This window comes from Sinosporangium album (assembly GCF_900100605.1).
In the GTDB taxonomy this organism is placed as follows: domain Bacteria; phylum Actinomycetota; class Actinomycetes; order Streptosporangiales; family Streptosporangiaceae; genus Sinosporangium; species Sinosporangium album.
This window is the reverse complement of record NZ_FNCN01000033.1, coordinates 13,211-40,065: the sequence shown is the minus strand read 5'-3', so window position 1 is coordinate 40,065 and position 26,855 is coordinate 13,211. Positions and strand designations below refer to the sequence as shown.

At 72.6% G+C, this 26,855-nt stretch carries 13 protein-coding genes; 6 read left to right on the top strand and 7 right to left on the bottom strand.

What is annotated here, in order from left to right:
- Window positions 1-167: 167 nt before the first annotated feature.
- Both BLQ73_RS25150 and BLQ73_RS25145 read right to left on the bottom strand, forming a co-directional pair.
- Window positions 168-1,040: a hypothetical protein gene (locus BLQ73_RS25150; protein WP_143020432.1), complete on the bottom strand. Its 873-nt coding sequence runs from the start codon at window positions 1,038-1,040 to the stop codon at window positions 168-170.
- 168 nt (window positions 1,041-1,208) lie between these two features.
- Window positions 1,209-2,153, bottom strand: a complete 945-nt coding sequence (locus tag BLQ73_RS25145) for a GbsR/MarR family transcriptional regulator (protein ID WP_093174041.1) — start codon at window positions 2,151-2,153, stop codon at window positions 1,209-1,211.
- Window positions 2,154-2,333: 180 nt separating this feature from the next.
- On the opposite strand from BLQ73_RS25145, the gene BLQ73_RS25140 reads away from it, so the two are divergent.
- From BLQ73_RS25140 to BLQ73_RS25130, 3 genes are all read left to right on the top strand, one after another.
- Window positions 2,334-2,591, top strand: coding sequence for a hypothetical protein (locus BLQ73_RS25140; protein WP_093174039.1), 258 nt, complete (start codon window positions 2,334-2,336; stop codon window positions 2,589-2,591).
- Window positions 2,588-3,973: a serine hydrolase gene (locus BLQ73_RS25135; RefSeq protein WP_176955669.1), complete on the top strand. Its 1,386-nt coding sequence runs from the start codon at window positions 2,588-2,590 to the stop codon at window positions 3,971-3,973. Before BLQ73_RS25140 ends, BLQ73_RS25135 begins: the two co-directional genes overlap by 4 nt.
- A gap of 91 nt (window positions 3,974-4,064) precedes the next feature.
- The gene (locus BLQ73_RS25130) at window positions 4,065-4,583 is read left to right on the top strand and encodes a hypothetical protein (RefSeq protein WP_093174037.1); all 519 of its coding nucleotides are present in this window, start codon (window positions 4,065-4,067) and stop codon (window positions 4,581-4,583) included.
- Window positions 4,584-4,590: 7 nt separating this feature from the next.
- Here BLQ73_RS25130 and BLQ73_RS33575 read toward each other — a convergent pair whose 3' ends face one another.
- From BLQ73_RS33575 to BLQ73_RS25110, 5 genes are all read right to left on the bottom strand, one after another.
- Window positions 4,591-4,767, bottom strand: coding sequence for a hypothetical protein (locus BLQ73_RS33575; protein ID WP_218126009.1), 177 nt, complete (start codon window positions 4,765-4,767; stop codon window positions 4,591-4,593).
- A gap of 63 nt (window positions 4,768-4,830) precedes the next feature.
- Window positions 4,831-5,484, bottom strand: coding sequence for an isochorismatase family protein (locus BLQ73_RS25125; RefSeq protein WP_093174089.1), 654 nt, complete (start codon window positions 5,482-5,484; stop codon window positions 4,831-4,833).
- A gap of 8 nt (window positions 5,485-5,492) precedes the next feature.
- Window positions 5,493-7,112, bottom strand: a complete 1,620-nt coding sequence (locus BLQ73_RS25120) for a (2,3-dihydroxybenzoyl)adenylate synthase (protein WP_245691382.1) — start codon at window positions 7,110-7,112, stop codon at window positions 5,493-5,495.
- A gap of 24 nt (window positions 7,113-7,136) precedes the next feature.
- Entirely contained in the window at window positions 7,137-8,297 is a 1,161-nt protein-coding gene (gene dhbC, locus BLQ73_RS25115) for an isochorismate synthase DhbC (RefSeq protein WP_093174033.1), read from the bottom strand.
- A 107-nt stretch (window positions 8,298-8,404) separates the two neighbouring features.
- Window positions 8,405-9,160: a 2,3-dihydro-2,3-dihydroxybenzoate dehydrogenase gene (locus BLQ73_RS25110; protein WP_093174031.1), complete on the bottom strand. Its 756-nt coding sequence runs from the start codon at window positions 9,158-9,160 to the stop codon at window positions 8,405-8,407.
- A gap of 250 nt (window positions 9,161-9,410) precedes the next feature.
- On the opposite strand from BLQ73_RS25110, the gene BLQ73_RS25105 reads away from it, so the two are divergent.
- The 3 genes from BLQ73_RS25105 to BLQ73_RS25095 all read left to right on the top strand — a co-directional run bounded on the left by BLQ73_RS25105 (window position 9,411) and on the right by BLQ73_RS25095 (window position 26,855).
- A complete protein-coding gene (locus tag BLQ73_RS25105) occupies window positions 9,411-10,766 on the top strand; it encodes a lysine N(6)-hydroxylase/L-ornithine N(5)-oxygenase family protein (protein WP_245691380.1) in 1,356 nt (451 codons plus the stop codon).
- Window positions 10,767-10,854: 88 nt separating this feature from the next.
- Entirely contained in the window at window positions 10,855-11,100 is a 246-nt protein-coding gene (locus BLQ73_RS25100) for a phosphopantetheine-binding protein (RefSeq protein ID WP_093174028.1), read from the top strand.
- A gap of 95 nt (window positions 11,101-11,195) precedes the next feature.
- Entirely contained in the window at window positions 11,196-26,855 is a 15,660-nt protein-coding gene (locus BLQ73_RS25095; protein WP_176955668.1) for an amino acid adenylation domain-containing protein, read from the top strand.

Here is a 26,855-nt window from a genome sequence, read left to right as displayed (position 1 = left end):
GTCGCCACGCAGAGCGCAGCATTGACACCTCCCGATGACAGCCAGCCGCTCGCGATGGTTGTGCGGTTGCCCTACCTCGTGGTCGTGGCGGGTGCTGATCCGCGTGACGACGTCAGGGCAGGGATACCGCGGAGGGGCCCGATCGGCCGTGTCGATGATGCTGCGGTTCAATACGTCTTGCGCCTGAGGGGGGTGGAGCGGCGGCGCAGGGCTCGGATGTGGGCGAGGACGCGGAGCGTTTCCTGTTCGGAGGGGCGCCAGCCGCGTTGGAGCAGGGCGTTGGCGAGCTGGGTGATGTAGTCGGCGGTGTGGGCCGGGATGGCGTCGGCGCGGACGGGGATGATGAGCCAGCCGAGTTCGTTGAGCTCGGCGCGGCGTTGATCGTCGGCTCGCCTGGCGTCGTCTGCGGAGTGGTGTTCGCGCCCGTCGTATTCGGTGCCGAGTTTGTATTGCTCCCAGCCCAGGTCGAGGCGGGTCGTTCGGCCGCTCGGGAGGGGGACGTTGAGCTGGGCGGTGGGCCTCGGCAGGTGGGCGTCGACGATGACCACGCGGATCCAGCTCTCGCGGGGGGAGCCGGCTCGGGGGTCGCTCAAGGTGAGCATTTCGCGCACGCGTCTGCCGCCGGCGGCGCCGTAGATCAGCATGGCTCGTTTTTTGAGCGTGTCGGCCGCGACGCCTTGGCGGAGTGCCTGGTCGAGGATGGCCACGGCCTCAAGGCGGGGGAGCCAGCGGGCGCAGTCGAGGGTGGTGCGCTCCAGGGTGGTCACCGGCAGGCCGCTCCGGACGGTCACGTCACTGGCCGGGCGGATAGGCGGCGACACGGCGCAGCCGCCGATCCGGGGGTCTTCGCCCACGGCCAGCTCCACGGGCCAGGAGGGGGAGGGGCCGCTCGCCAGGTGGCCTGCCATGTCCCAGGCCCGCGCCGCGGTGCGCCGGCACAAGACGGCGCCCGGGACGAGGTTGAGCAGTTTCCTGGCCTGGGAGAGGTGAAATGCGGTCGCGTCTACCGGCTGCGCCGCTCGGCTCGTGGCTGCGTTCATGCGGGAAAGAATGCAGCCGCTCGGCGATGCCCCGTGGCCCCGAACCGCATTCTGTGGATAACCGCGTGAGGGCCGGTCGAGCTGTGGACAACGCAGGCTTTCAACAGGAACGCAGGGTGCCGTGGTGCCCGATATGTGGCGTGGTTTACCGAGGTGATCTCACGACCTTCAGCCGAGGCGACTGAGTGCTGTGCGTTGGGCCGGGCTCAGCCGGTCCGGTCTCGTGGTGACGGTGTACGTCTGGTCGGGGGCGACCCGCAGGACGAGCGGATCGGCGATGGCCGCGTGGCGTCGGATCGCGTCCAGGGCCGCGGTGGCGCGGGCGGGGGGCCAGTCGAGCGCGGTGGCAAGCGTGCCCGCGGTGAGCGGTCGACCGGCGTGCACGAGGGCTGCGAGCACGGTGAGCGCGTCGCGGCCGGTGGGGTCGGCGGCGGTGGGCTCGGCCAAGGTGCTGCCGCTCATCTGCTCACTGAGCCTGGCGAAGAACCGGCCCATCTTGCCGAGTCGGGCACCGGCCGCCGTGTCGGCACCGAAGATCTTGACGCCTCGCTGTGCCGCGGCTGCGACGTCGCCGTGTGCGCCGGTGTCGGTCCGCCACGCCCGGAGCCAGACGTCCTCGTCGATCACGTACCGCTCGCGGCGGGTGCCGGGGTCCGGTCGGCGGACGACCAGATCGATGCCTTCGAGAAAGCCAATGGATTTGGACACCGATGCCGGGCTGACCTGTAGTCGGCGCACCAGGTCGGCGGCTCTCAGGCCGCCGACGTCGGCGGTGAGCAGGCAGGTGAACACCCGTGCGGTCATCTTGGGCATGCCCGTCGCGGCCAGCAGGGTGGCGAACCGGTCGACGAAGGCCCGCGCCACTTCGGCCGGCCGCCCGTCGGTCGCCGCCTCGGCGGGCCGGGCGGACTTGCGTCGGCGGGCGCGGCGGTCGGCGGCCTGCTGCGCACCGGGGGCCTGGTAATCGCCGGATGCGCTGTTGCGGGCGACCTCGCGGCTGATCGTGGACGTCGGCCGACCGAGCCGCCGGCCGATCTCGGCGTATCCGAGCCCGTCGGCCAGCCACGCCGCGATCCGCTGACGATCCTCATGGGTCAGCCTGCCTCCGGGCACCGGTGCACCCCTCCCTTGCGTTCATCAACAGTACATTGCAACGAGCTATCGGGCTCGTTGCGTTCATTTACAATCCTGTTGCAATGATTCCGCTCTGAGCACTGTATTTCATGCCAAGTTCGTTGACACTCCATAAAACGCAACGTAGCTTTTTCGCATTGCGAAACGAGAGGAACCAGCATGTACGTGATGGCCGTGTCGACCGTCTCGGATCAGGACAAGTTCTGGAGTGCCCTGAAGAAGGCATACGTCCAGCTCCCTCAGGGCGCCACGTGGAAGGTGGCGGTCGCGAGCAAGGATGGGGCCAAGTCGGTGAACATCATCACCCACGACTCCATCGACGGTGTTCGGGACTTCTTCGAGACGCACGCCGGCGCCTACGCCACGACGGAGTATTTCGAAGCGGACGCCCTGAACGCGGTGGGTCTCCCGCAGTGAGCATCGACGCGCCGCGGATCCGCGACCGGGTCGCCGAACTCCTGACGGAGTACGGGATCCCGAGCGCCGCGATCGGTGTGCTCCACGACGGAGAATTCACCGAGCTCGCGGTCGGCATCAAGAACGTGCAAACACGGGAACCCGCGAGGACGGACACCGTTTACCAGTGCGGCTCGATGACCAAGACCTGGACCGCGCTCGCCTTCATGCAGCTCGTCGATGAGGGGAAAGTCGATCTGGACGCGCCGGTCCGGACCTACCTGCCCGGTTTCACAGTGGCCGATCCCGAGGCGAGCGCCACGGTCACTCCTCGTCACCTGCTCTACCACACCAGCGGTATCGAGGAAGCCTACGGCGATCCCGGCGAAGACGACGACGTCTACGAGCGTATGGTCGAGAACATCGCCGACGCACCTCAGGTCTTCCCGATCGGTCATACTCACGGTTACAGCGCGGCGCTGGGTTACGCGATTCTCGCGCGAATCCTGGAAGTGCAGGACGGCAAATCCTGGGACGACGTCATGCGGGATCGACTCTTCGATCCCATGGGCCTGACCAGCACGAACAGCCGGCGCGAGCAGGTGGATGAAACCCGGGCCGCCACCGGGCATCTGATCCTTTCCCCGGAAGAGGGCCCCAGCGTCACGCCAGTGGACTACCTGCCGCGTGCCTTCGGCCCCGGCGGGGGCATCACCTCGACGACCCGCGATGTACTCGCACTGGCGCACGTTCTCCTCAACGCGGGCAGAGCGCCGAACGGAAAGCAAATCCTCTTAGCCGGAAGCATCCGAGAGATGATGCGCTCGCGGGTGACCGTACCGGATCCGTACACATTCGGGCCGGAATGGGCGCTCGGTCTTATCGTGTGTGACTGGTACGGCGAAGCCGTCTACGCGAGCGACGGCAGCACAATCGGGCAGAACGCCCGACTCAGGCTTGTGCCGGGCTCGAACACCGCTATTGCGATGCTGACCAACGGCGGGCCGAGAGAAAGTTTCTACCGCGCGGTCTTCAACGAGATCCTGACCGACCTCGGTACGGTCACCATCCCAGACCTGCCCACACCGGACGCGACGCCGAACCTCGACCTGTCCAGGTACGAGGGCGTCTACGGGGGCCCCGGCGCACGGTACGAAGTGTCAGCCGAAGGCGGCAAGCTGTACCTGACCTTGGTCGTCGACCCCATGCAGGCGCAGCTTCTCCAGATGCCCGACCGCATCAGATATGAATTGCTCCCGGTGAGCGAGACGCATTTCTTAATGCCGCCGATGAATTCCTTGGAAGACGCCCAGACGGTCGCGATCTACGACTTCACCGACGGGACTGCCCGGTACCTGCACACAAACGCTCGAGTGAACCCGCGAATTGGACCACTGCGGTAGGCGGTAACGGGGCTGCGATGACCGGTGGCAGGGGGCCTTGATAGGCGGCGTGTCCCGCGGTCAAAACTTCCTTGCCTCGGCGTGAACCATCGTGCTCGCACTGCCCGAGAAGAAGCACAAGGCATACCGGGCCGCGAACGAGAAGTGCTTCGCTCAGGCGGTCAAGTCCGCGGTGGGCAAGCGCGTCACCTCCCAGGACGACTACTACCGGCAGTTCAACGCGGCGCTGAAGAAGCTCACCACCCGTGAGCTGGACTCCGACCGCGGCCTGGCCAAGGTCGGCGAGTCCTTCGGCACCTGCCTCAAGGAGAAAGACTACGAGGTCCCTTCGGCCAAGCCGAGCGCCCTCGCCGAGCGCGGCCGGGAGGCGTTCATGCAGGCCCGCACCGATGTCGCCAAGGAGCGCGGCGTCAAGGTGCCCGCGAAGGCCAAGGGGAGGAAGGTGCACCTCATCCCGAGCATCAAGCCCGAGGAGGCGAAGCCGTACCTCGACAAGGAGATCACCGCGGCTCTCGACGACCTGGCCTGCGGTAAGGAGTTCTCCGCGGCCTACTCCCCGCGTGCCTGGAAGCTCCACCAGCAGGTGGCCGCGGACTTCGGCCGCGCCTGACCGCGTCTCACGGCAGGACCTCCGGGCGCACCTTGACACCGTCGTGGAGCGACGGCGCGGCAGTGAGTACACGCCGGCCGCCGCGGGCCCACGACAGGGGTACGGCATGAGCCCCCGCGAGGACGGCCGGCAACTCGGCGTCGACGGCACCGGGGCCTCTACGGAGGTGGGCGAGCATAGGCACGGGTGAGCGGTGAATAGTCCGTCCGCCTCGTGATGGGAGCGAGGCGGCCGGGCCGTCTGGGTGTTACGCGGGGACGCCGGTGGCGGTGAGCTGGGAGACCAGGGAGCGGGTGGGGGTGACGACGGCGCAGCGTTCGGCGGCGTAGGTGAGGGCTTTGCGGTGGTGGTCGGCGGAGAAGTCGGCTGTGGCGTCGGCGATGAGGAAGGCCTGGGTGTCGTTCATGAAGGCGTCGCAGGCGGTCATGAGGCACCCGATGTGGGTGTAGACGCCGGAGATGAGAAGTTGGTCGCGGCCGGTTCTGTCCATGAGTTCGCCGAGTTCGGTGCGGTGGAAGGCGCTGTAACGCCATTTGGTGACCAGCGTGTCGCCGGGGCCGGGGGCGACGTCGGGGTGGATGGCGGCGTCGAGGGGGTCGGGGCCGATGCCGTCGCCCCAGAAGTCGAGGAGCAGCCCGCGCTGCTCGCGGGTCTGAGCGCCCGGCTGGGCCGAGTAGACGACGGGCACGCCGAGGTCGCGGGCGGTACGGCGCAGCAGGTTGATGTTGGCCGTGAGCTCGGGGAGGGGCGCCTCGCCGGGGGTGTAGGCGGAGAGGAAGTAGTTCTGCATGTCGTGCACGAGCAGGACGGCCCGGTCGGCGTCGGGCCGCCACGTGACCCGGTTGGAGGGCAGGTCGTCCTGGCGCGGCATGGCGTAGGGAGCGATGGTGGGAATGGCCATGTCGCAGATCACGTCCTTTCGGGGAGCGAGCGCAGGCCCGCCTTGCTGATTTTCCCGACGGCGGTGGTCGGGAGGGCTTCCACGAACTCGAAGAGGTCGGGGATCTTGTACGCGGCGAGTCCGCGTTCCCGCAGGAAATGCCGGAGGTCCTTGGCGCCGAGTGGAGTGCCGGGGGTGCGCGGGACGATGTAGGCGCGGGTGCGTTCGCCGAGGTAGGTGTCGGGGACGGCGACGACGGAGGCGTCGTGGACGGCGGGGTGGGCCAGGAGGTGGTTCTCGACCTCCTCGGCGGCGATCTTCTCGCCGCCGCGGTTGATCTGGTCCTTGGCCCGGCCTTCGACGATGAGGTGGCCGGTGGGCGTCTGCCGTACGAGGTCGCCGGTGCGGTAGTGGCCGTCGGCGGTGAAGGCGACGCGGTTGTGTTCGGCGGCGCGGTAGTAGCCGCGGATGGTGTACGGCCCGCGGGTCAGGAGGTGGCCGGTCTGCCCGGGGCGTACGGGCCGGTCGTGGTCGTCCACGATGAGGATCTCGTCGTCGGGGGAGATGGGCCGACCCTGCGTGGTGACGACGGTGTCCTCGGGGTCGTCGAACCGGGTGTAGTTGACGAGTCCTTCGGCCATGCCGAAGACCTGCTGGAGGTCGCAGCCGAGCGCGGGGCCGATCCGGCGGGCGGCCTCCTCGGAGAGTTTGGCGCCGCCGACCTGCAGGAGGCGCAGGCTCGACAGGTCGTGGGCGGTGCGTGCGGCGGCGTCGGCCCACAGCAGGGCGAGCGGCGGCACGAGCGCGGTGATGGTGACCTTCTCCGCGGCGATGGCGGGGAAGGCGGTGTCGGGTCCGCCGTGGGGGATGAGTACGGCGCGGCCCCCGGCGTACAGCGTGCCGAAGACGCCGGGGGAGCTCATGGGAAAGTTGTGAGCGGCGGGCAGTGCGCACAGGTAGACGGTGTCCTCGGACAGTGCGCAGATCTCCGCGCTGGCCCGGAAACTGTAGATGTAGTCGTCGTGGGTGCGGGGGATGAGTTTCGGCACCCCGGTGCTGCCGCCGGACAGTTGGAGGAAGGCGATGTCGTCGGGTGCGGGCGCGGGGAGCGGCACGGGGGCGTCGCCGCGCAGGGAGTCGAGGGAGGTGTACGGCCCGGCGTCGCCGTCCACGATCACATGCGGTACCTTCACCTCGGCGGCGAGGGCGCGGTAGTCGAAGTCGGCGAACCGGTCGGGGATGACGTAGGCGACGGCCTCGGTGAACTCGCAGAAGTAGCCGATCTCCGCGGAGCGGTGGGCGGGCAGGGCGAAGACGGGCAGGGCGCCCAGACGGAACAGCGCGAAGCACACCTCGTAGAAGGCCGGGGTGGTGGGGAGTTGGACGACGACCCGGTCGCCGGCGCGCACGCCGAGGCGGCGCAGCCCGGCGGCGAGCCGGTCGGCCCGCCGGTCGAGGTCGCGGTAGGTCCAGCGTTCGCCGCCGCTGACGAGGGCGATGCGGTCGCCGTGGGCGGCGGCCCGGTCGCGGAGCATCTGCCCGAAGGTCTCATCGCGCCAATAGCCCGCCGCGCGGTAGCGCCGGGCGAACTCCTCGGGATATGGCACGTAGTCGTCGGTGTGCATCGTCAGCCTTCCCAGCCGTCTCATCGGGGGTCGGGGGTGGAGGGGCGCTCAGTTCTCGGTGGGTGTGGTGGTGTCGAGGCCGAGCGCGTTGAGCAGGGTGCGGAACTTCGCAGTGGTCTCGGCGAGTTCGTCTTCGGGGCGGGATTCGGCGACGATGCCGCCTCCGGCGAAGAGCCGCAGCCCGTCCGGCCCGATTTCGGCGCAGCGGATGGTCACGGCCCATTCGCCGTCTCCCCGGGCGTCGGTCCAGCCCACCAGCCCGGTGTAGTAGCCCCGGTCGAACGGTTCGAGGTCGGCGATGGCGGCGCGGGCCTTGTCGGTGGGGGTGCCGCAGATGGCGGGTGTGGGGTGCAGCGCGCAGGCGAGGTCGAGCGCGGTGGTGGCCGGGTCGGCGAGCCGCCCGGTGATCCGCGTGGACAGGTGCCACATCGTCTGGGTGCAGATGAGCGACGGTTGCGACGGCACGTTGAGGCCCCGGCAGTACGGCTGGAGCGCCTCGGCCACGGCCTTGACCACGACGGCGTGCTCGTGCTGGTCCTTGGCGGAGCAGAGCAGCGCGGCGGCGCGGCGGCGGTCCTCGTCGGGGTCGGCGCTGCGGGCCGCCGAGCCGGCCATCGGGTTGGCGACGACGGCGGGGCCGGACCGTGAGACGAGGAGTTCGGGGCTGGCGCCGACGAGGGTGCGGGCCTGCGGCAGCGGCACGGCGAAGGTGTAGCCGTGGGGGTCGCGGCCCGCGAGCGCGGCGACCATGGCGCGGATGTCGGCGGGTTCGGCGGAGCGCAGTTCCAGCGACCGGGCGAGCACGACCTTGTCGAGCGCATGGGAGGCGAGCAGGTCGAGCGCGCGCCGTACGGCTCGCACGTGGTCGGCGGGGCTGGGGACGGGGGTGATCCGCCAGGTGGCGGGGGAGGGGGCGCGGGGGTGTTCGGCGGGCACGAAGGGGTCGGCCCAGCGGGTCGAGGCGGGGACGAGGAGGTGGGCGGAGGCCGGGTCGTCGAAGGGGATCGCCCCGACGATCGGCCCGCCGGTGTCGGCGAGGGTCGCGGCGACGGCGCCGCGCAGGTCCGCGAGGGTGGTCGAGGACGGCACTTTCGCCGCGGTGCCGAGTCCGAGCAGGGTGTGCTGGGGTGAGGCGAACAGGGACGTCGAGCCGGGGCGGTAGTCATGCAGGAGCTCGGCGGCGGTGACCGCTTCGTATGCAATCGTCAAGACTGGCCTCTTGTTTCACGTAAGTGGTGGTGCTGGCGCCGGGGGTCGGACGCGGCCCGCGTCGAGACGGCGCGGGCGGCGCTTCACGGCCCGGCGGAGGGGAGGGCTCAGGCTCGCAGGGCCGCGCCGCCGTCCACATACAGGTCTTGCATCGTGATGTGTCGGGCGCGGTCGGAGACGAGGAAGAGCACGACGTCGGCGATGTCGGCGGGGTCGGCTATCCGGCGCAGCGGGATGCCGTTGCGATACGACGCCAGGTCTCCGTCCAGGACGCTGTGCGGATCCAGGGTCGCCTGCATGGCGGTGCGGGTGGATCCGGGGGAGACGACGTTGCACCGGATGCCGTGTTCGGCCAGTTCCAGTCCGAGGCATCGGGTGAACATCACCGCCGCCGCCTTGGAGGCGGCGTATGCCGCCATGCCCATTCGGGGCACGCCTCCGGCGTTGGAGGCGACCGTCACGATAGCGCCGGAGCGCCGGGCGATCATTCCTTTGGCCACGGCGCGGCAGGTGTGGAACACACCTGCGGTGTTGACGGCGAAGACCGACGCCCAGTCCTCGTCGGTCAGGTCGGTGACCGGCCCGGTTCTGAACACGCCGGCCACGTTGACGAGGATGTCGATGGGGCCGAGTTCGCGCTCGACGCCGTCCACCACCCTCTCGACCTCGGCGGGGTCGGACACGTCGGCCCGGTGGCAGACGGCGGGCGAGCCGGGGCCGTGGGCCTCGGGTGAGAGGTCGAGTCCGGCTACCGCCGCTCCTGCCTGGCTGAGCGTGCGGGCGACGGCGGCGCCGATTCCTCGGCCCGCCCCGGTGACCAGCGCGACCTTGCCGGCCACGCCGTGGCCGTCCGGTGGCAGCACGACGTCCCCTCCTTGATCAAATTAGGTTAGGCTCACCTAACTGTTCTCCTATGGGTGCGGTCTGTCAAGACCAATGTGCGTGGGGTGCATTGTGATCCTTTGCCTATGAATCCGGTCTTGACATGACGTGGGTCGGAATGGATTTTAGGTAAGGCTTGCCTAAGAGGGATACTTCCTGTCGGGTAAGTCCGACCTCACCATGCCCTCCGCTTCGGAGGGCTGCTCTGCCGTGCCCGTTGAGAGGAGCGGTGTGTCACGACCCCGTATGGATCCCCGCAGCGACCGGTGGCCCGAGAACGCCACCCGGCCGCCCGCCGGATCCGGACCCCGCGACCACGGGAAAGACCCGCTCGACGTGATCGGGATCGGATTCGGACCTTCGAACCTGGCCCTCGCCATCGCTCTGCGCGAGCACGGCGGCGGCGTGCCGGGACGGGAGCCGACCTCGGCCTTCGCCGAGCAGCAGCAGACGTTCGGCTGGCACCGGGGCATGCTCCTCGACGGTGCGACGATGCAGGTCTCCTTCCTGAAGGACCTCGCCACCCTGCGCAACCCGACCAGCGCGTTCAGCTTCCTGAACTACCTGCACGCGCGGGGCCGGCTGGTGGACTTCATCAACCACAAGACCCTGTTCCCCACCCGCGTCGAATTCCACGACTACCTCACCTGGGCGGCGGAGCGGTTCACGGCACAGGTCGCGTACGGCACCCGCGTCACCGACCTGCGCCCGGTCAAGGGCGACGGCGGCGACGTGGTCGCGGTCGAGGTCATCGCCGACGGCGAACTGCTCGGCCGGGCCCGCAACATCGTGCTGGGCCTCGGGCTCCGGCCGTACCTCCCCGAGGGCGTGCACGCCTCCGAGCGGGTCTGGCACAACGGCGACCTGCTCACCCGCCTGCGGACGCTCCCCGTGCTCACCCACCGTCGGTTCGCCGTCGTCGGCGCCGGGCAGAGCGCGGCCGAGGTCGTCGACCACCTGCACCGCGCATACCCCGACGCCGAGGTGTGCGCGGTCTTCAGCAGGTACGGCTACAGCCCCGCCGACGACAGCGCCTTCGCCAACCGCATCTTCGACCCCTCCGCGGTGGACGACTTCTACACCGCCCCGGACGAGGTCAAGGCGTCCCTGCTCTCCTACCACGGCAACACGAACTACTCGGTGGTCGACATCGACCTCATCGACGAGCTCTACCGCCGCTCCTACCAGGAGAACGTGGCCGGTGCCCAGCGGCTTCGCATCCTCAACACCTCGCGCGTCGAGGGGTTCGACCGGGTGCCCGACGGCGTACGGGTACGGGTCGACCGGCTGACGACCGGAGAGCGCGTGGCGCTCGAATGCGACGCGCTCATCTTCGCCACCGGATACCGGCCGCCCGACCCTCTCGACGTGCTGGGGGAGCTGACGGCCTTCTGCCACATCGACGAGCGGGGGCTGCCGAAGGTCGGCCGGGACTACCGCATCGTCACCGACCCCGCCCTCAAATGCGGGATCTACCTGCAGGGCGGCACCGAGCACACCCACGGGCTGTCGTCGTCGCTGCTGTCCAACGCGGCGGTGCGCGCCGGCGAGATCGTGCGCTCGATCCTCGCCCACCGCGCCGGATGACCTCCGCCCCGACCTCCGCCCCGACCTCCGCCCCGACCTCCGCCCCGACCTCCGCCCCGACCCCTCAGACCACGGAAAGGCCCCCGACATGCCGCAGCTGACCTTCGACACCGTCCGCGGCGACGTCGCCGACGTGCTGGGCGAGGACGCCTCGGCCATCGCCGACGACGAGAACCTGCTGGAGCTCGGCCTCGACTCGATCCGCGTCATGACGCTGGTCGAACGCTGGCGTACGGCCGGCGCCGAGACGAACTTCCTGGAACTGGCCGAGCGGCCCACGCTCGCCGAATGGTGGGAGCTGCTGAACGGCCGCCAGAGCCGCGACACCCCGTAGGCCCCGGCGGCGTCCCCACGCCGCCGCCAGAGACGCAGTAGTGACCGCCGCCGCCCCGCGGGCGGGGCGGAATGTTCAAGGAGCTGGAAAAACCCGTGTCCACGGAGCTGCTCGCCCTCACCGGAGCGCAGGCCGGCGTCTGGTACGCCCAGCGCATCGACCCCGCCGACACCCGCTACAACGTCGGACAGTATGTGGAGCTGGCCGGGCCGCTCGACCTCGGGCTGTTCGCCAAGGCCCGCGCACTCGGCGTCGCCGAGGCGCAGGCCCTCCACGTGCGCGTCGAGGAGGGGCCGGACGGCCCCTGGCAGGTCCTCGCCGGCACGGTGGCGTGGATGCCCACCACCGTGCACACCACCCGCGAGGACGCCCTGCGCCGGATGCGCGCCGACCTCGCCGAGCCCGTGGACATGGCCGAGGGGCCGCTGTTCACCGAGACGCTGTTCGCCCTCGGCGACGACCGCTACCTGTGGTATCTGCGGGCCCACCACATCGTGCTCGACGGGTACGGCTTCACCCTCGTGGCCCGGCGCGTCGCCGACATCTACACGGCGCTCGCCGCGGCCGGATTCGGGGGAGACAGCCCGTTCCGGCCGCTGCGCGACGTGCTCGACCAGGAGGCCGCCTACGCCGCCTCGCCCCGCCGCGAGCAGGACCGCGCCTACTGGCTCGGCAAGCTCGCCGACGCCCCCGACACCCCCGACGTTCCCGAACCGGCGGAAGGCCGGTCGCGGCGGGGGTTCCTGCGCCACCGTGTGGAGTTCCCCGGCGCGTCGCTGCTCGCCGCCGCCAAGGCGGCGGGCGCGACGTGGGCGGAGGCCGTCACCGCCGTCACCGCCGCCTACATGCGGCGCATCACCGGCCCCGGCGACGTGATGCTCGGCATGCCGTTCGCCGGCCGCTTCGGCACCCCCGCGGCCCGGGTGCCCGCCATGGTGGTCAACATCCTGCCCGTGCGCCTCGCCGATCCCGCTGGCGCCACCCTCACCACGCTGACCCGCCAGGCGAAGGCCGAGATCGCCGGAGCCAAGGCCCACCAGCGCTACCGCGGCGAGGAACTCCAGCGCGACCTCGACCTGGTCGGCAGCGGGCGCCGCCTGTACGGGCCGTCCGTCAACATCAAAGCCTTCGACTACGCCCTCGACTTCGCCGGTGTCCCCGGCACGACCGTCAACCTCGCCTCCGGGCCGGTCGACGACCTGGAGTTCGGCTTCTACAAGACGGCCGACGACACGCTTGTCCTCGAACTCGACGCCAACGCCGACCTGTACGGCACCGCCGAACTCGACGCCCACGCCACCCGGTTCGCCGCCTTCGCCCAGGCCCTGGCCGCGTCCCCCGACACCCCCGTCGCCGCCGTGCCTCTCGCCGGGGACGACGAGCGGAGGCGGCTTCTGGCCTGGGGCGACGGCGGCCCGGCGGCGCCCTCCCCGGCTCTGGCCGTACGGCTGGCCGAGCAGGTGGCGCGCACCCCGGAGGCGACCGCGCTGGTCACCCGCGCCGAGGGCGGGGTGCCCGACGAGCGGCTGACCTTCGCCGAGCTGGACGACCGGTCCGACAGGCTGGCGGAGCTGCTGGTGGAGCGGGGAGCCGGGCCCGAGCGGGTCGTCGCGATCGACTTGCCGCGCGGCTCCGACCTCGTCGTGGCGCTGGTGGCCGTGCTGAAATCCGGGGCGGCCCACCTCATGCTGCCGGAGGACCTGCCCGCGAGCCGCCGCGCGTTCATGACGGCCGACGCCGACCCGGTGTGCACGGTCACCCCGGCGCTCGTCGTCGAGAGCGCCGCCCGGGCCGGCCGTCCCGCCCGGGCGGGACGGTTCGCGCCGGTGCCGGTGTCGCCCGGCAACCTCGCCTACATCGTCTACACCTCCGGCTCGACCGGGAGGCCGAAGGCGGTCGCCGTCACCCACGGCGGCCTCGCCAACCTGTACGACCGGCACCGCCGCGAGCTGCACGCCGGGCCGCGGCGCCGCGTCGCCCACACCTACGCCGCCACGTTCGACTCCGCGTGGGACCCGCTGCTCTGGATGGTGTCGGGGCACGAACTCCACCTGTTCGACGACGACGCCCGGCGCGACCCCGGCGCGCTCACCGACGTCGACGTGCTCGACGTGACCCCGTCGTACTGCCTGCGCCTCGTCGAGGCCGGCCTGTTCGACGGCCCCGACCGGCCCTCGCTCGTGGTGCTCGGCGGCGAGGCGCTGCCGGACGGGCTGTGGACGACCCTGCGCGGCGTGCCGGGGCTCGACGCGGTCAACCTCTACGGCCCGAGCGAGTTCACCGTGGACGCGCTCGCCGCCGACCTCGCCGGCGGCGACCGGCCCACCGTCGGCCGGCCCATCGCCGGCACCCGCGCCTACGTGCTCGACGAGCGGCTGAACCCCGTGCCGCCCGGCGTGCCCGGAGAGCTGTACCTCGCCGGGGCCGGGCTCGCCCGCGGCTACCTCGGCAGGGCGGGCCTGACCGCCGAGCGGTTCGTCGCCGACCCCTTCCACGCGGGCGAGCGCATGTATCGCACCGGGGACCGCGCCCAGTGGCGGGAAGACGGCACGCTGGCGTTCCTCGGCCGCGCCGACGACCAGGTGAAGATCCGGGGATACCGCATCGAACCAGGTGAGGTCGAGGCCGCGCTCACCGGGCTTCCCAGCGTCGGGCAGGCGGCCGTCGTGGTGCGCGACACCCGGCTCATCGCCTACGTCACCGGCACGGACGGCACGGTGTCGCCCGCCGACGCCCGCGCCGCCCTCTCCGCCACGCTGCCGGACTACATGGTGCCGGCGGCCGTCGTCGTGCTGCCCGAGCTGCCGCTCACCGCCCACGGCAAACTCGACCGCCGCGCACTGCCCGCGCCCGAGTTCACCACGACCGGCCGCGCCCCGCGCACCCCCGTCGAGGCGGCCCTGGCCGAGATCTTCGCCGAGGTGCTCGGGCTGCCCGCCGTCGGCATCGACGACAACTTCTTCGAGCTCGGCGGCGACAGCATCACCTCCATCCAGGCCGGCAGCCGCGCCCGCAAAGCCGGCATCGTGATCACGCCCCGGCAGGTGTTCCAGCGCAAGACCGTCGCCGCCGTGGCGGCCGTCGCCGAGGTCGCCCGCGAGGAGGTGCGGCACGCCGGCGACGGCGTCGGCCCGGTGCCGCTCACCCCGATGGCCGCCTGGCTGCGCGGGCTCGGCGCGGCGGGACTCGGCTACGCGCACACCGCCCGGGTGGAGCTGCCCGAGGGCGCGGGGCGCGACGAGGTGGCCGCCGCCGTACAGGCCGTGCTCGACCAGCATGACGCGCTGCGGCTGCGGATGACCCCCGCCGGGGAGCTGGAGGTGCGTCCCCGGGGTGCCGTGACCGCGTCCGAGGCGCTGGTGTGGGACGAGGACGCGCCGGTGCCGTCGGTGGACCCGTCCGCCGGCAGGACGGCGGTGTTCGCCCGCGCCGGGCGTACGCTGCGCGTCACGCTGCACCACCTCGCCGTGGACGGCGTGTCGTGGCGCGTCCTGCTGCCCGACCTGCGGGCGGCCCTCGCCGGGCGGCCCCTTGAACCGGTCGGCACGTCCCTGCGCACGTGGTCGGCCTCGCTGCACGAGGCCGACCTGACGGGCGAACTGCCGTACTGGTCGCGGGTGCTGGAGCGCCCCGAACGGCCCCTCGGCGCGCGGCTCCCCGGGGAGGGCGACACCGAGGGCGGCAGCCGTACGGTCGTCACCACGCTTCCGGCGGCGCGGACCTCGGCGCTGCTGGCCGCCGCCACCCGCTGCCGCGCCGGGATGAACGAGTTGCTGCTGGCCGCGCTCGCCCTCGCCGTCGGGCGCGACGAACTCCTCGTCGAGCTGGAGGGCCACGGCCGCGGTACCGAGCACCTCGACTCCGCGTTCGACCTGTCCCGCACCCTCGGGTGGTTCACCGCCGAATACCCCGTACGGCTTTCGCCCGGCGCCGGCGCCGCCCCCGCCGACGTGCTGAAGCACGTGAAGCGGGTGCTGCGGGCCGTCCCGTCGGACGGCGCCGGGTTCGGCGTGCTGACCCGCCTGCACGGCCACCTCGCCGCAGCGCCCACACCGCAGGTGCTGTTCAACTACCTGGGCCGGTTCGCCGGAGGCGACGACTTCACCGTCTCCAAGGACCCCGCGATGCCGGTCGAGCACGCCCTCGCCGTCAACGTGTTCGTGAACGACCTGCCGGAGGGCCCCGAGCTGCGCGCCCACTGGAGCGCCCCGCGCGGTGTGCTCGACGACGCGTGGATCGCGGCGCTGACGGCCCGCTGGGAGGAGGCGCTCGCGGACCTCGCCGGGGTCGGCGGCGCGCTGACGCCCGACGACGTGCCGTCGGCCGGCATCACGCAGGAGGAGGCCGACCTGCTGGAGCGGCGGTTCCCCGGGCTGCGGGACGTGCTGCCGCTGTCGCCGCTGCAGGAAGGGCTGCTGTTCCACGCCGACTTCGGCGGGCCGGGCGAGCTCGACGTGTACACGTCGGTGACCTACCTCGACCTGGAAGGCCCCGTCGACGGGCTGCGCGACGCCGTCGAGGCGTCGCTTTCCCGCCACCCCAACCTGCGGGCCGCGTTCGTGCGCGACGGCCTGTCCGTCCCCGTCCAGGTGGTGCCGGCGTCCGTCGAACTGCCCTGGCGCGAGGTGGACCTCACTGGCCGGGAACACGACCTCGCCGCCGTGGAGCGGGAGGAACTGGCCCACCGGTTCGACCTCGGCCGGCCGCCGCTGATGCGGTGCGTCCTGGTGAGGCTGGGCGGCGGGCGGCACCGGCTGCTCGTCACGAGCCACCACATCGTCATCGACGGCTGGTCCACCCCGATCTGGCTGCGCGAACTGGCCGCGGGAGCAGCCGGGGGGACGGCCGGGGGAGCGGCCGGGCCGGCCGCGCCGTACGCGGACTACTTGGAGTGGCTCGCGCGCCGCGGCGACGGCGGCGACGGCGGTGGCGGCGACGGCGGCGGCGACACAGCGGCCTGGCGCGACGCGCTCGCCGGGGTGCAGGAGCCGACGCTGCTCACCGGGGCCGAACCGCCACGCGCCGCCGTCACCCCCGACGAGGTGCCGTTCACGCTGCCCGCCGAGCTCGGCGCGGCCTTCGCCGTGCTCGCGCGGCGCCTCGGGCTGACGCTCAACACCGCCGTCCAGGGCGTATGGGGGGCGCTGCTCGGCCGCCTCACCGGACGCGACGACGTCGTGTTCGGCGCGACCGTCTCCGGGCGGCCCGCCGAACTGCCCGGCGTCGAGTCGATGGTCGGCCTGTTCAGCAACACCGTGCCGGTGCGGGTGCGGTTCGACCCCGCCGAGCCGTTCCGGGACGGCCTGGCCCGGCTGCAGGACGAGCAGGCGGCGCTGCTCGCCCACCAGTACCTCGGGCTGGCCGACATCCAGGCGCTCACCGGGCTCGGCACGCTGTTCGACACCCTGATCGTCTTCGAGAACTACCCGGTGGGGCCCGGCGGCATCGCCGAGGGCGCCCGCGGCGTCACCGTCACCGGCGCGGGCAACAAGGGCTACACGCACTATCCGCTGGCCCTGCTCGTGCTTCCCGGCACGGCTGGAAGCGGGCCCGAGTTCGTGCTGGAATACCGGCCCGACCTGCTCACCCGCGACCAGGTACGGCGTATCGCCGACCGCTTCACCTCGTTCGTCGAGCAGCTCGTGGCCGACCCGGCGGCGCCGGTCGGCGCCCTCGACCCGCTGCTCGCCGACGAGGATGTGCTCGGGGCGTGGATCGACACGTCCGCGCCCGTGCCGTCGGCCACCGTCGTGGACGTCTTCGAGGAACAGGCCCGGCGGCGGCCCGGCGACGTCGCCGTGGCCGCCGACGAGACGCTCACGTTCGCCCAGCTGAACACCCGCGCCAACCGGCTCGCCCACGCGCTCATCGACCTCGGCGCCGGCCCCGAGAAGCTCATCGCGCTCGCCCTGCCCCGCGGCGCCGACCTCGTCGTCGCGCTGCTCGCGGTGCTGAAGGCGGGTGCCGCCTACCTGCCGATCGACCTGGACTATCCCGAGGAGCGGCGCGCCCTCATGCTGGAGGACGCCAGGCCGATGCTCGTCCTCACCAAGCTGCCCGACTCCGCCGGGCAGCCCGACACCGACCCCGCCGTCGCGCGCGACCCGCGCTACCTCGCCTTCGTGATCTACACGTCCGGCTCGACCGGGCGGCCCAAGGGCGTGCAGATCGCCCACCACGGGCTCACCAGCCTCTACCGCGACCACCGCGACACCGTCTTCGCCGCCGCCGTCGAGGCTGCCGGAGGACGGCGGCTGCGCGCCGGCCACACCGCGTCGTTCTCGTTCGACTCCTCGTGGGAGCAGCTCCTGTGGCTGCTCTGCGGACACGAACTGCACATCCTCGACGAGGACACCCGCCGCGACCCCGAGGCCGTCGTCCGCGAGGTCGTGGCCCGCCGCATCGACACGCTCGACGTCACCCCCACGTTCGCCGAGCAGCTCGTCGAGTACGGCCTGCTCGACGGCGCGACGGCCGACGCCAAGGGCGCGACCACCGGCGACAAGGGCGCGGACGCCCCAGACGGCGGGCGGCCCGCCCCGGACGGTGGACGGCACGTGCCGCTGCTCGTGCTGCTCGGCGGCGAGGCCGTGCCGGCCGCGCTGTGGCGCAGGCTCCGCGACACGCCCGGCGTGCTGAGCCACAACTACTACGGCCCGACCGAGGACACCGTCGACACCCTCGGCGCGGCGCTGTCGGAAAGCCCCGACCCGGTCGTCGGCCGGCCGATCGCGAACACCCGCGTCTACGTGCTCGACGCACGGCTGCGCCCGGTGCCGCCCGGCGTGACCGGCGAGCTGTACATCGCCGGGGCGGGCCTCGCCCGCGGCTACCTCAACCGCCCCGCCCTCACCGCCGAACGCTTCCTCGCCGACCCCTTCCAGACCGGCGAGCGGATGTACCGCACCGGCGACCTCGCCCGGTGGCGCCCCGGCGGCGTCCTCGAATTCCACGGGCGCGGCGACGACCAGGTGAAGGTGCGCGGCTACCGCATCGAACTCGGCGAGATCGAGGCGGCGCTGGCCGCCCTGCCCGGCGTCGCCCAGGTCGCCGTGGTCGTCCGCGAGGACCGCCTGGTGGCCTACGTCGTGGCAGCCCCGGCCGACGGGGCCGACGCAGCCGACAACGCCGCCGGCGCGGCCGGCGGCCCGGTGGACACCGCCGGGCTCGGCCTGCCCGACTACATGGTGCCCGCCGTCGTCACGCTGCCCGCGCTCCCCGTCACCGTCAACGGCAAGCTCGACAGGGCCGCCCTGCCCGCCCCCGAGGCGTACGGCACGGGCCCGGCCGGCCAGGGCCCCCGCGACGAACGCGAAAGCCTCGTCTGCGGCGTGCTCGCCGACCTGCTCGGCGTGCCCGCCGTCGGCCCTGGCGACGACTTCTTCGCCCTCGGCGGCCACTCCCTGCTCGCCGCCCGCGCCGTCAACCGCATCAAGGGCCTGCTCGGCGCATCCCTGAAGATCAGGGACCTGTTCGAGGCCAGGACCGTGGAGAAGCTCATCCCGCGCCTGTCGGCCGCGCCGCGGCCCGCGCCCCGGCGCGGGGCCAGGCCCGCCGAGCCGCCGCTGTCCCCGGCGCAGCGCCGCCTGTGGTTCCTCCACCACCTGGAGGGGCCGAGCCCCGTCTACAACATCCCGACGCTGCTGCGCGTCGACCGCCCCCTCGACGGCCGCCCCCTCGACATCGGGGCGTTCCGCCGCGCCTGGGACGACGTGGCCGACCGGCACGAGATCCTCCGTACCGTCTATCCCGACCGGGACGGCACCCCCTTCCAGCGGGTCCTCCCCACCCCGCCGCCCCTCACCACCGCCCCGTGGTCCGAGCGGGCGCAGCGCGACGCCGAAGAGCACCCCTTCGACCTGACCGTAGAACACCCCCTGCGCGGCACCCTGTTCACGCTCCCCGACGGCACCCACCTGCTGGCCGCCGTGTTCCACCACATCGCGAGCGACGAATGGTCCGAGCGGGTCTTCCTGCGCGACCTCGCCACCGCCTACGCGGCCAGGCTCACCGGCAGGGCACCCGGGTGGGCCGACCTCCCGGTGCAGTACGCCGACTACACGCTGTGGCAGCTCGACACCGGCCAGGGCGAGGCCGAGTCCTTCTGGCGGGCCGCGCTCGACGGGATCCCCGACGAGCTGGCGCTGCCGTACGACAGGGCGCGCCCCGCCCGGCCCACCTACCGGGGCGGGATGCTGCGCGTGGCCCTCCCGCAGGACGTGCACCGCGGGGTCGCCGCCCTCGCCAGGCGGACCGGGACCACTCCGTTCATGGTGCTGCAGGCAGCCCTCGCGCTGCTGCTCGGGCGGCTCGGCGGCGGCACCGACATCCCCCTCGGCGTGCCCGTCGCGGGACGCAACGACGAGACCCTCGACGACGTCATCGGCTTCTTCGTGAACACCCTCGTCGTCCGGGTGGACCTGTCGGGCGACCCCGCGTTCGCCGAGCTGCTCACCCGCGTCCGGGAGGCCGAACTGTCGGCCCTCGCCCACCAGGACATGCCGTTCGAACGGCTCGTGGACATCGTCAGACCTACCAGGTCTCCCGCCCGCCACCCGCTGTTCCAGGTGATGACGCAATACCACCGGCGGGGCGGCGAGCCGGAGCTCGGCACGGTCGAACCGGACACCTCGGTCCACGCCAGGTTCGACCTCGCCGTGAACGCCGTCGAGACCGACGGCGGCACCGAACTCACCGTGATCCACGCCCTGGACGTCTTCGACACCGCGACCGCCCACCTCGTCGCCGAGCGGCTCGTCCACCTGCTGGCGCGGGTCACCGAGGACCCCTCCGTCCGGGCCGGTGCGGCCGACGTGCTCGCCCCCGGCGAGCGCGCCGCGATCACCGGCGCCTGGAACGACACCGCGGTCCCCGTCGCGGACACCACGCTCGCCGCCCTCATCGAGGAGCAGACCGCCCGCACCCCCGACGCCGTCGCCGTCATCTCCGAGGACGAACAGCTCACCTACGCCGAACTCGACCGCCGCGCCTCCGCCGTCGCCCGCGACCTCGCCGCGCGCGGCGCCGGGCCCGAGCGCGTCGTCGCGGTCTCGGTGCCGAGGTCCGCCGAGCTCATGACGGCCCTGCTCGCGGTCCTCAAGACCGGCGCCGCCTACCTGCCGGTCGACCCCGACTACCCGGCCGAACGCCGCGACCTCATGCTGGCCGACGCCGCCCCGGTGTGCGTCCTCACCCGCGACGACGTACGGCGGAGCCAGGCCGAACCCGGCCCCTCGTTCCCCTCGGCGGCGCGACCCGGCCACCCCGCGTACGTCATCTACACCTCGGGCTCCACGGGACGCCCCAAGGGCGTCGCCGTCGAACACCGCGCCATCGTCAACCGCATCGCCTGGATGCAGGGCGAGTACGGCCTGGCCGCCGACGACCGCGTGCTGCAGAAGACGCCCGCCGGGTTCGACGTGTCGGTCTGGGAGTTCTTCTGGCCGCTCTGCCAGGGCGCCGCCGTGGTGTTCGCCCGGCCCGACGGCCACCGCGACCCCGCCTACCTCACCGGGCTCATCCGCGAGAGCGGCGTCACCACGCTGCATTTCGTGCCGTCCATGCTGCGGGCCTTCCTCACCGACCCCGCCGTGCCGGACTGCACGAGCCTGCGCCGCGTCTTCTGCAGCGGCGAGGCGCTCCCCGCCGACCTCGCCGCCCGCTTCCGCGAGCTGCACCCGGCGCCCCTGCACAACCTGTACGGCCCGACCGAGGCCGCCGTGGACGTGTCGTACTTCACCTGCGCCGGCGACCCCGGCTCGGCCTCCGTGCCCATCGGTCGGCCGGTCTGGAACACCCGCCTGCACATCCTCGACGCCGCGCTGCGCCCGGTGCCGGTCGGCGTGCCGGGCGAACTCTACCTGTCCGGGGCGCAGCTCGCCCGCGGCTACCTGAACCGGCCCGGCCTCACCGCCGAGCGGTTCGTCGCCGACCCGTTCGGCGACGGCGAGCGCATGTACCGCACCGGCGACCTCGCCCGGTGGCGGCCGGACGGCGCCGTCGAGTTCCTCGGCCGCACCGACGACCAGGTCAAGATCCGGGGCTTCCGCATCGAACTCGGCGAGGTCGAGGCCGCCCTGCGGGCCGCCCCCGGCGTACGGCAGGCCGCCGCGGCGGCCGTGGACGGGCGGCTCGTCGGCTACGTGACGGGCGAGGCCGGCGCGGGCGACATCGATGTGGCGGCGGTGCGGGCCCACCTGCTGGCGCGGGTGCCGGCCCAGGTGGTGCCGTCGGTCATCGTGCCGCTGCCCGCGCTCCCGCTGTCGGTCAACGGCAAGCTCGACCGCAAGGCCCTCCCCGCTCCGCCCCAGGCCGCCCGCCCGGACGCGCCGGCCGGACCGGCGGGCGGGTCGGCGGACGGCGGCGACCAGGTGCTGGCGCAGATCTTCGCCGAGGTGCTGGGGCTTCCCGCGGTCGGGCCGCACGACGACTTCTTCGCCCTCGGCGGCGACAGCATCATGTCCATCACGCTGGTCGCCAAGGCCAGGGCCGCCGGCCTCACCGTGACCGCCCGCGACGTCTTCGAGCGCCCCACGGCCGCGGGCCTCGCCTCGGTGGCGGGGGAGCGGCAGGCCGACGACACCCGCGAGGCGCGGCCCGCCGAACGCGACGAGCCGGTCGGCCCGCTGGCCCCGCTCCCGGTCATGCACTGGCTGCGCGAACAAGGGCGCCCGATCGAACGCGTCCACCAGGCCAGACTGCTGGTGGTGCCGCCCGGTCTCGACCCGGAACGGCTGGCGCGGGCCTGGCGGGCCGTGCTCGACCGGCACGACGGCCTGCGCCTGCGCCTGTCCCGGCCGCACCCCGCCATCTGGACAACCGAGGTGCTTCCCGCGGACGCGGTTCCCGCCTCCGACATCCGGCACGTCCGGGGCCTGGACCGGCTTGACGAGGAGTACGGCGCCGCCGTCGGCCGCCTCGACCCCGACGTCGGCGTCAACGCCCAGCTCGTCTGGTTCGACCTCGGACCCGGCACCTCCGGCCGCCTGCTGATCGTGTTGCACCATCTCGTCGTGGACGGCGTTTCGTGGCGCTTCCTCGTGCCCGACCTGGCGGCGGCCCTCGAAGGCCGTGCCCTGGAGCCGGTCGCCACCTCGCTGCGGCGCTGGTCGCGCGAGCTGGCCGAGCAGGCCCATGCGCCGGAGCGCCTCGCCGAGCTCACCCACTGGATCGACACCCTCGCCCCGGCCGCCGACCCCTTGGGGGCCGCGTCGGGTCCGGCCGGCGGCGGTGTCGCGGCGGTCACCACGACGCTGCCCGCCGACCGCACCAGGGCCCTGCTCGAATCCCGGCACCGGATGAACGACCTGCTGCTGTCCGCGCTGGCGGTCGCCGTACGCGACCGGGGCGCGGGGGAGGTGCTGGTCGAGCTGGAGGGCCACGGGCGGGAGCACGACGGCCTGGACCTGAGCCGGACCGCCGGGTGGCTGACGTCGGTGTTCCCGGTACGGCTGGCGCCGGGCGACGGCGACGCCGCCGCGGTGTTCAAGCGGGTCAAGGAGCAGCTCCGGGCGGTGCCGGGGCAGGGCCTCGGGTTCGGGCTGCTGCGCCACCTCAACCCGCAGACGGCGGCCGTGCTGGCGGGGCTGGGCAGGCCGAGGGTGCTGTTCAACTATCTCGGGCGTTTCGCCGTGGCCACCGGGGAGGACTGGACGATCGCGCCGGAGGCGCTGCCCGGCGGCGCGGAGGCATCAGAGGCATCGGAGGCATCGGAGGCTTCGCCGTACGCGCTGGAGGTGGACGCGGTCACGCACGACGGCCCGGGCGGGCCGGAGCTGGTGGTGACGTGGACATCAAGCGTCCTGCCTAAGGGTGATTTGTCGGCACTCAGCGAGGTTTGGACTGCCGCGTTGACCGCGCTCGCCGGCGTGGACGCGCTCACCCCGTCCGACCTCCCCCTCGTACGGCTCACGCAGGAGCAGATCGACTCCCTCCCGCCGGGCGTGGAGGACGTGCTGCCGCTGGCTCCCCTCCAGGAGGGCCTGCTGTTCCACGCGAGCGTCGACGAGAAGGCCCTCGACGTCTACACCGTGCAGAACCACCTCGAACTCCGCCGCCCCCTGGACGTGGACCGGCTCCGCGAGACCTCCCGCGAACTGATGCGTCGGCACCCCAACCTGCGCGCCGGGTTCCGCTACGACGGCGTCGATCGGCCGGTGCAGTTCATCCCGAAGGCGGCGGAGGTGCCGCTGACCGTCATCGACCTCAGCGGCCTCCCCGACCCCCGCGACCGGGTGCGGGAGATCATGGAGGAGGACCGGGCCACCCGGTTCGACCTGGAAAAGCCGCCACTGCTGAGGTTCACCCTCATCAAGCTGGGCGAAGACCACCACATCCTCGTCATGATCCACCACCACATCCTGTGGGACGGCTGGTCGGAGGGCCTGTTCCTGCGGGAACTCTTCGAGATCTACGAAGGGCGCGCGCTGCCCAGGCCCACGCCGTACCGCGACTACCTCGCCTGGCTGGCCGGCCGCGACGGCGACGCCGCGTTCGCGGCCTGGCGCGAGGCGCTGGCCGGGCCGGTCGAGCCCACGCTGCTGGCCCCCGCCGAACGCGGCCTCACCGCCGCCGTGCCCGACGCCGTCCTCGCCGAGCTCCCCGGCGAACTCGGCGACCGGCTCGCCGCCCAGGCCCGCGGACGCGGACTCACCCTGAACACCCTGCTCAACGCTGCCTGGGGCCTGGTCCTCGCCGGCGTGACCGGGCGGCGCGACGTGGTCTTCGGCGCGACCGTGTCGGGACGCCCGCCCGAGGTGCCGGGCGTCGAGGACACCATCGGCCTGTTCCTCAACACCGTGCCGGTCCGCGTCGCCGTCGACCCCGACGAGCCGCTGCTCGCCATGCTCACCAGGCTCCAGCGGGAACGCGCCCGCGTCGTCGAGCACGACCACCTCGGCCTCGCCGAGATCCAGCGCGCCGCCGGAGTCGGACAGCTCTTCGACACCCTCTACGTGCTGCGCAACTTCGGCAGCGACGAGCAGGAACGCGCCGACATCACCCAGCGGTACGGCATCGCCGACATGGACAGCGTCGACGGCACCCACTACCCGCTGACGCTCGTCGTCACCCCCGACACCACCCTGCTGGTGTCCCTCGCCTACCGGCCCGACGTGTTCGACCGCACCCTCGCCGAGGCGATCCTCGCCAGGTTCGTCCGCATGCTGGAGCACGTCGCCGGAGACCTCGCCGTCCCCGTCGGCCGCCTCGACCCGCTCACCCCCGACGAGCGGCACAAGGTGCTGGTCGAATGGAACGACACGGCACACCCGATCCCCGACAAGACCATCGCCCGCCTGTTCGAGGAGCAGGCGGCCCGCACCCCCGACCAGACCGCCCTGGTGTTCGGGGACGTCCGCCACACCTACGCCGAGCTGAACGCCCGCGCCAACCGCATCGCCCACATGCTGGCGCGGCGCGGCGCGGGCCCGGAGCGGATCGTGGGGCTGGCCCTGCCCCGCAGCGCCGACATGGTCGCCGCGCTGTTCGCCGTGCTGAAGACCGGAGCGGCCTACCTGCCGCTCGACCTGGACTACCCGGCCGACCGCATCGAGCACATGGTGGCCGACGCCAAACCGCTGTGCGTGCTGACGCCCGACGACCTCGCCGACCTCTCCGCACAGCCCGACGGCGACCTCGGGCGCGAGTTCTCCCCGGCCCACCCGGCCTATGTGATCTACACCTCGGGCTCGACGGGACGCCCCAAGGGCGTGGTCGTGCCGTACGCGGGACTCACCAACATGCAGTTCAACCACCGCGCAGAGATCTTCGACCCGGTCGTCGCGGAGGCCGGCAGGCGGCTGCGCATCGCCCACACCGTGTCGTTCTCCTTCGACATGTCGTGGGAGGAGCTGCTCTGGCTCGTCGAAGGCCACGAGGTCCACGTGCTGGACGAGGAGATGCGGCGCGACGCGCAGGCCCTCACCGACTACTGCGCCGAACACCGCATCGACGTGCTCAACGTGACCCCGTCGTACGGCACGCAACTCGTCGAGCACGGTCTGCTGGACGCGGGGCGGCACATCCCGCCGCTGGTGCTGCTCGGCGGCGAGGCCGTCTCGCACGCCCTGTGGGAGACGCTCCGCACGACCGACGGGACCCGCGGCTACAACCTGTACGGACCCACCGAATACACCATCAACACCCTGGGCGGCGGCACCGAGGACGCGGTCACCCCCATCGTGGGCAAGCCCATCTGGAACACCCGCGTCTACGTGCTCGACGAGAGGCTCCGCCCGGTGCCGGTCGGCTCCGCCGGCGAACTCTACGTCTCCGGCGTCGGCCTGGCCCGCGGCTACCTCGACCGGCCCGCGCTCACCGCCGAACGGTTCGTCGCCGACCCGTTCCAGCCGGGGCAGCGGATGTACCGCACCGGCGACGTCGTCCGCGCCCGCGCCGACGGCAACCTGGACTTCCTCGGCCGCGCCGACGACCAGGTCAAAATCCGGGGCTTCCGCGTCGAACTGGGCGAGATCGAGGCCGCCCTGGCGGACCTGCCCGGCGTCGGCCAGGCCGCCGTGGTCGCGATCCCCGGCACGGTCACCCGCCTGGCCGCCTACGTCGTGCCGGACGCCGCGGACCCCGGCGACCCGGGTGCGCTGGACGGCGGCAAACTGGCGGCGGCACTGCGCGAACGGCTCCCGGCGTACATGGTGCCGTCGTCGATCACCCCGCTGCCCGAGCTGCCGCTGACCATCAACGGCAAACTCGACCGGCGCGCCCTGCCCGCGCCCGACTTCGCCGCCGCCGCCACCTCACGGGGGCCGCGCGACGCGCGGGAGGAGACCCTCTGCCGGATCTTCGCCGACGTGCTGGAACTGCCCCGGGTCGGCGTCGACGACAACTTCTTCGAACTCGGCGGCCACTCGCTGCTCGCCATGCGGCTCGCCGCGCGCATCCGCGCCGAGCTGGACGTGCCGCTGCGGCTCGCGTCCGTCATGGCCGCGCCCAGCGTCGCCGGCCTCGCCGCCCACCTGTACGGCGACGCCGACCTGCCCTACGCCCGCGGGTTCGAACCCATGCTGGCGCTGCGGGCCGGCGGCGAGCTGCCGCCGCTCTTCTGCGCCCACCCGCCCGCGGGATTCAGCTGGTTGTACGGCGGGCTCCTGCCGTACCTCGACCCGGCGAGGCCGCTCTACGGCATCCAGGCGCCGCGGCTGTCCGGCGAACCGGTGGACGCCGCCAGCCTGGCCGACCTCGGCCGCCTCTACGCCGCACGGGTCCGCGAGGTCCAGCCGCAGGGCCCCTACCACCTGCTGGGATGGTCGTTCGGCGGGCAGGTGGCGTACTCGATCGCCACCGCCCTCCAGGAAGACGGCCACGAGGTGGCGTTCCTCGGCCTGCTCGACACCTTCCCCATGGACGCCGAAGGCGAAGGGGTGACCCGCACCCCCGAGGAACTCGACGAGCTGAGCCGCGAGGAGACCGCCGAGTTCCTCCAAGGCATGCGCGAGTCGGGCGCGGTGGGCGACTTCGACGCCGCCACCGTGGCCGCGATCGGGGCGGTCCACCGGGCCTGCATGGGGCTGCTGCTCACCGCCGGATACGCGCCCTACCGGGGCGACGTCACCTTCGTCACCGCGACCAAGGACCGCGACGAACGCGAAGAGCACCTCCTGTGGCGCTGCCACGTCACCGGCGAGATCCGCAACCACGACGTCGACGTCACCCACGCCGAGATGCTCACGCCCCACGCGCTGAAGACCATCGGCCCGATCGTCGACCGGGCACTCACAAGCACCACACCCAAGGAGTAA

Coding starts and splice junctions, on each gene's coding strand:
- BLQ73_RS25150 (WP_143020432.1), bottom strand. CDS start 1,040: ATGAACGCAGCCACGAGCCGAGCGGCGCAGCCGGTAGACGCGACCGCA.
- BLQ73_RS25140 (WP_093174039.1), top strand. CDS start 2,334: ATGTACGTGATGGCCGTGTCGACCGTCTCGGATCAGGACAAGTTCTGG.
- BLQ73_RS25125 (WP_093174089.1), bottom strand. CDS start 5,484: ATGGCCATTCCCACCATCGCTCCCTACGCCATGCCGCGCCAGGACGAC.
- BLQ73_RS25120 (WP_245691382.1), bottom strand. CDS start 7,112: ATGAGACGGCTGGGAAGGCTGACGATGCACACCGACGACTACGTGCCA.
- BLQ73_RS25100 (WP_093174028.1), top strand. CDS start 10,855: ATGCCGCAGCTGACCTTCGACACCGTCCGCGGCGACGTCGCCGACGTG.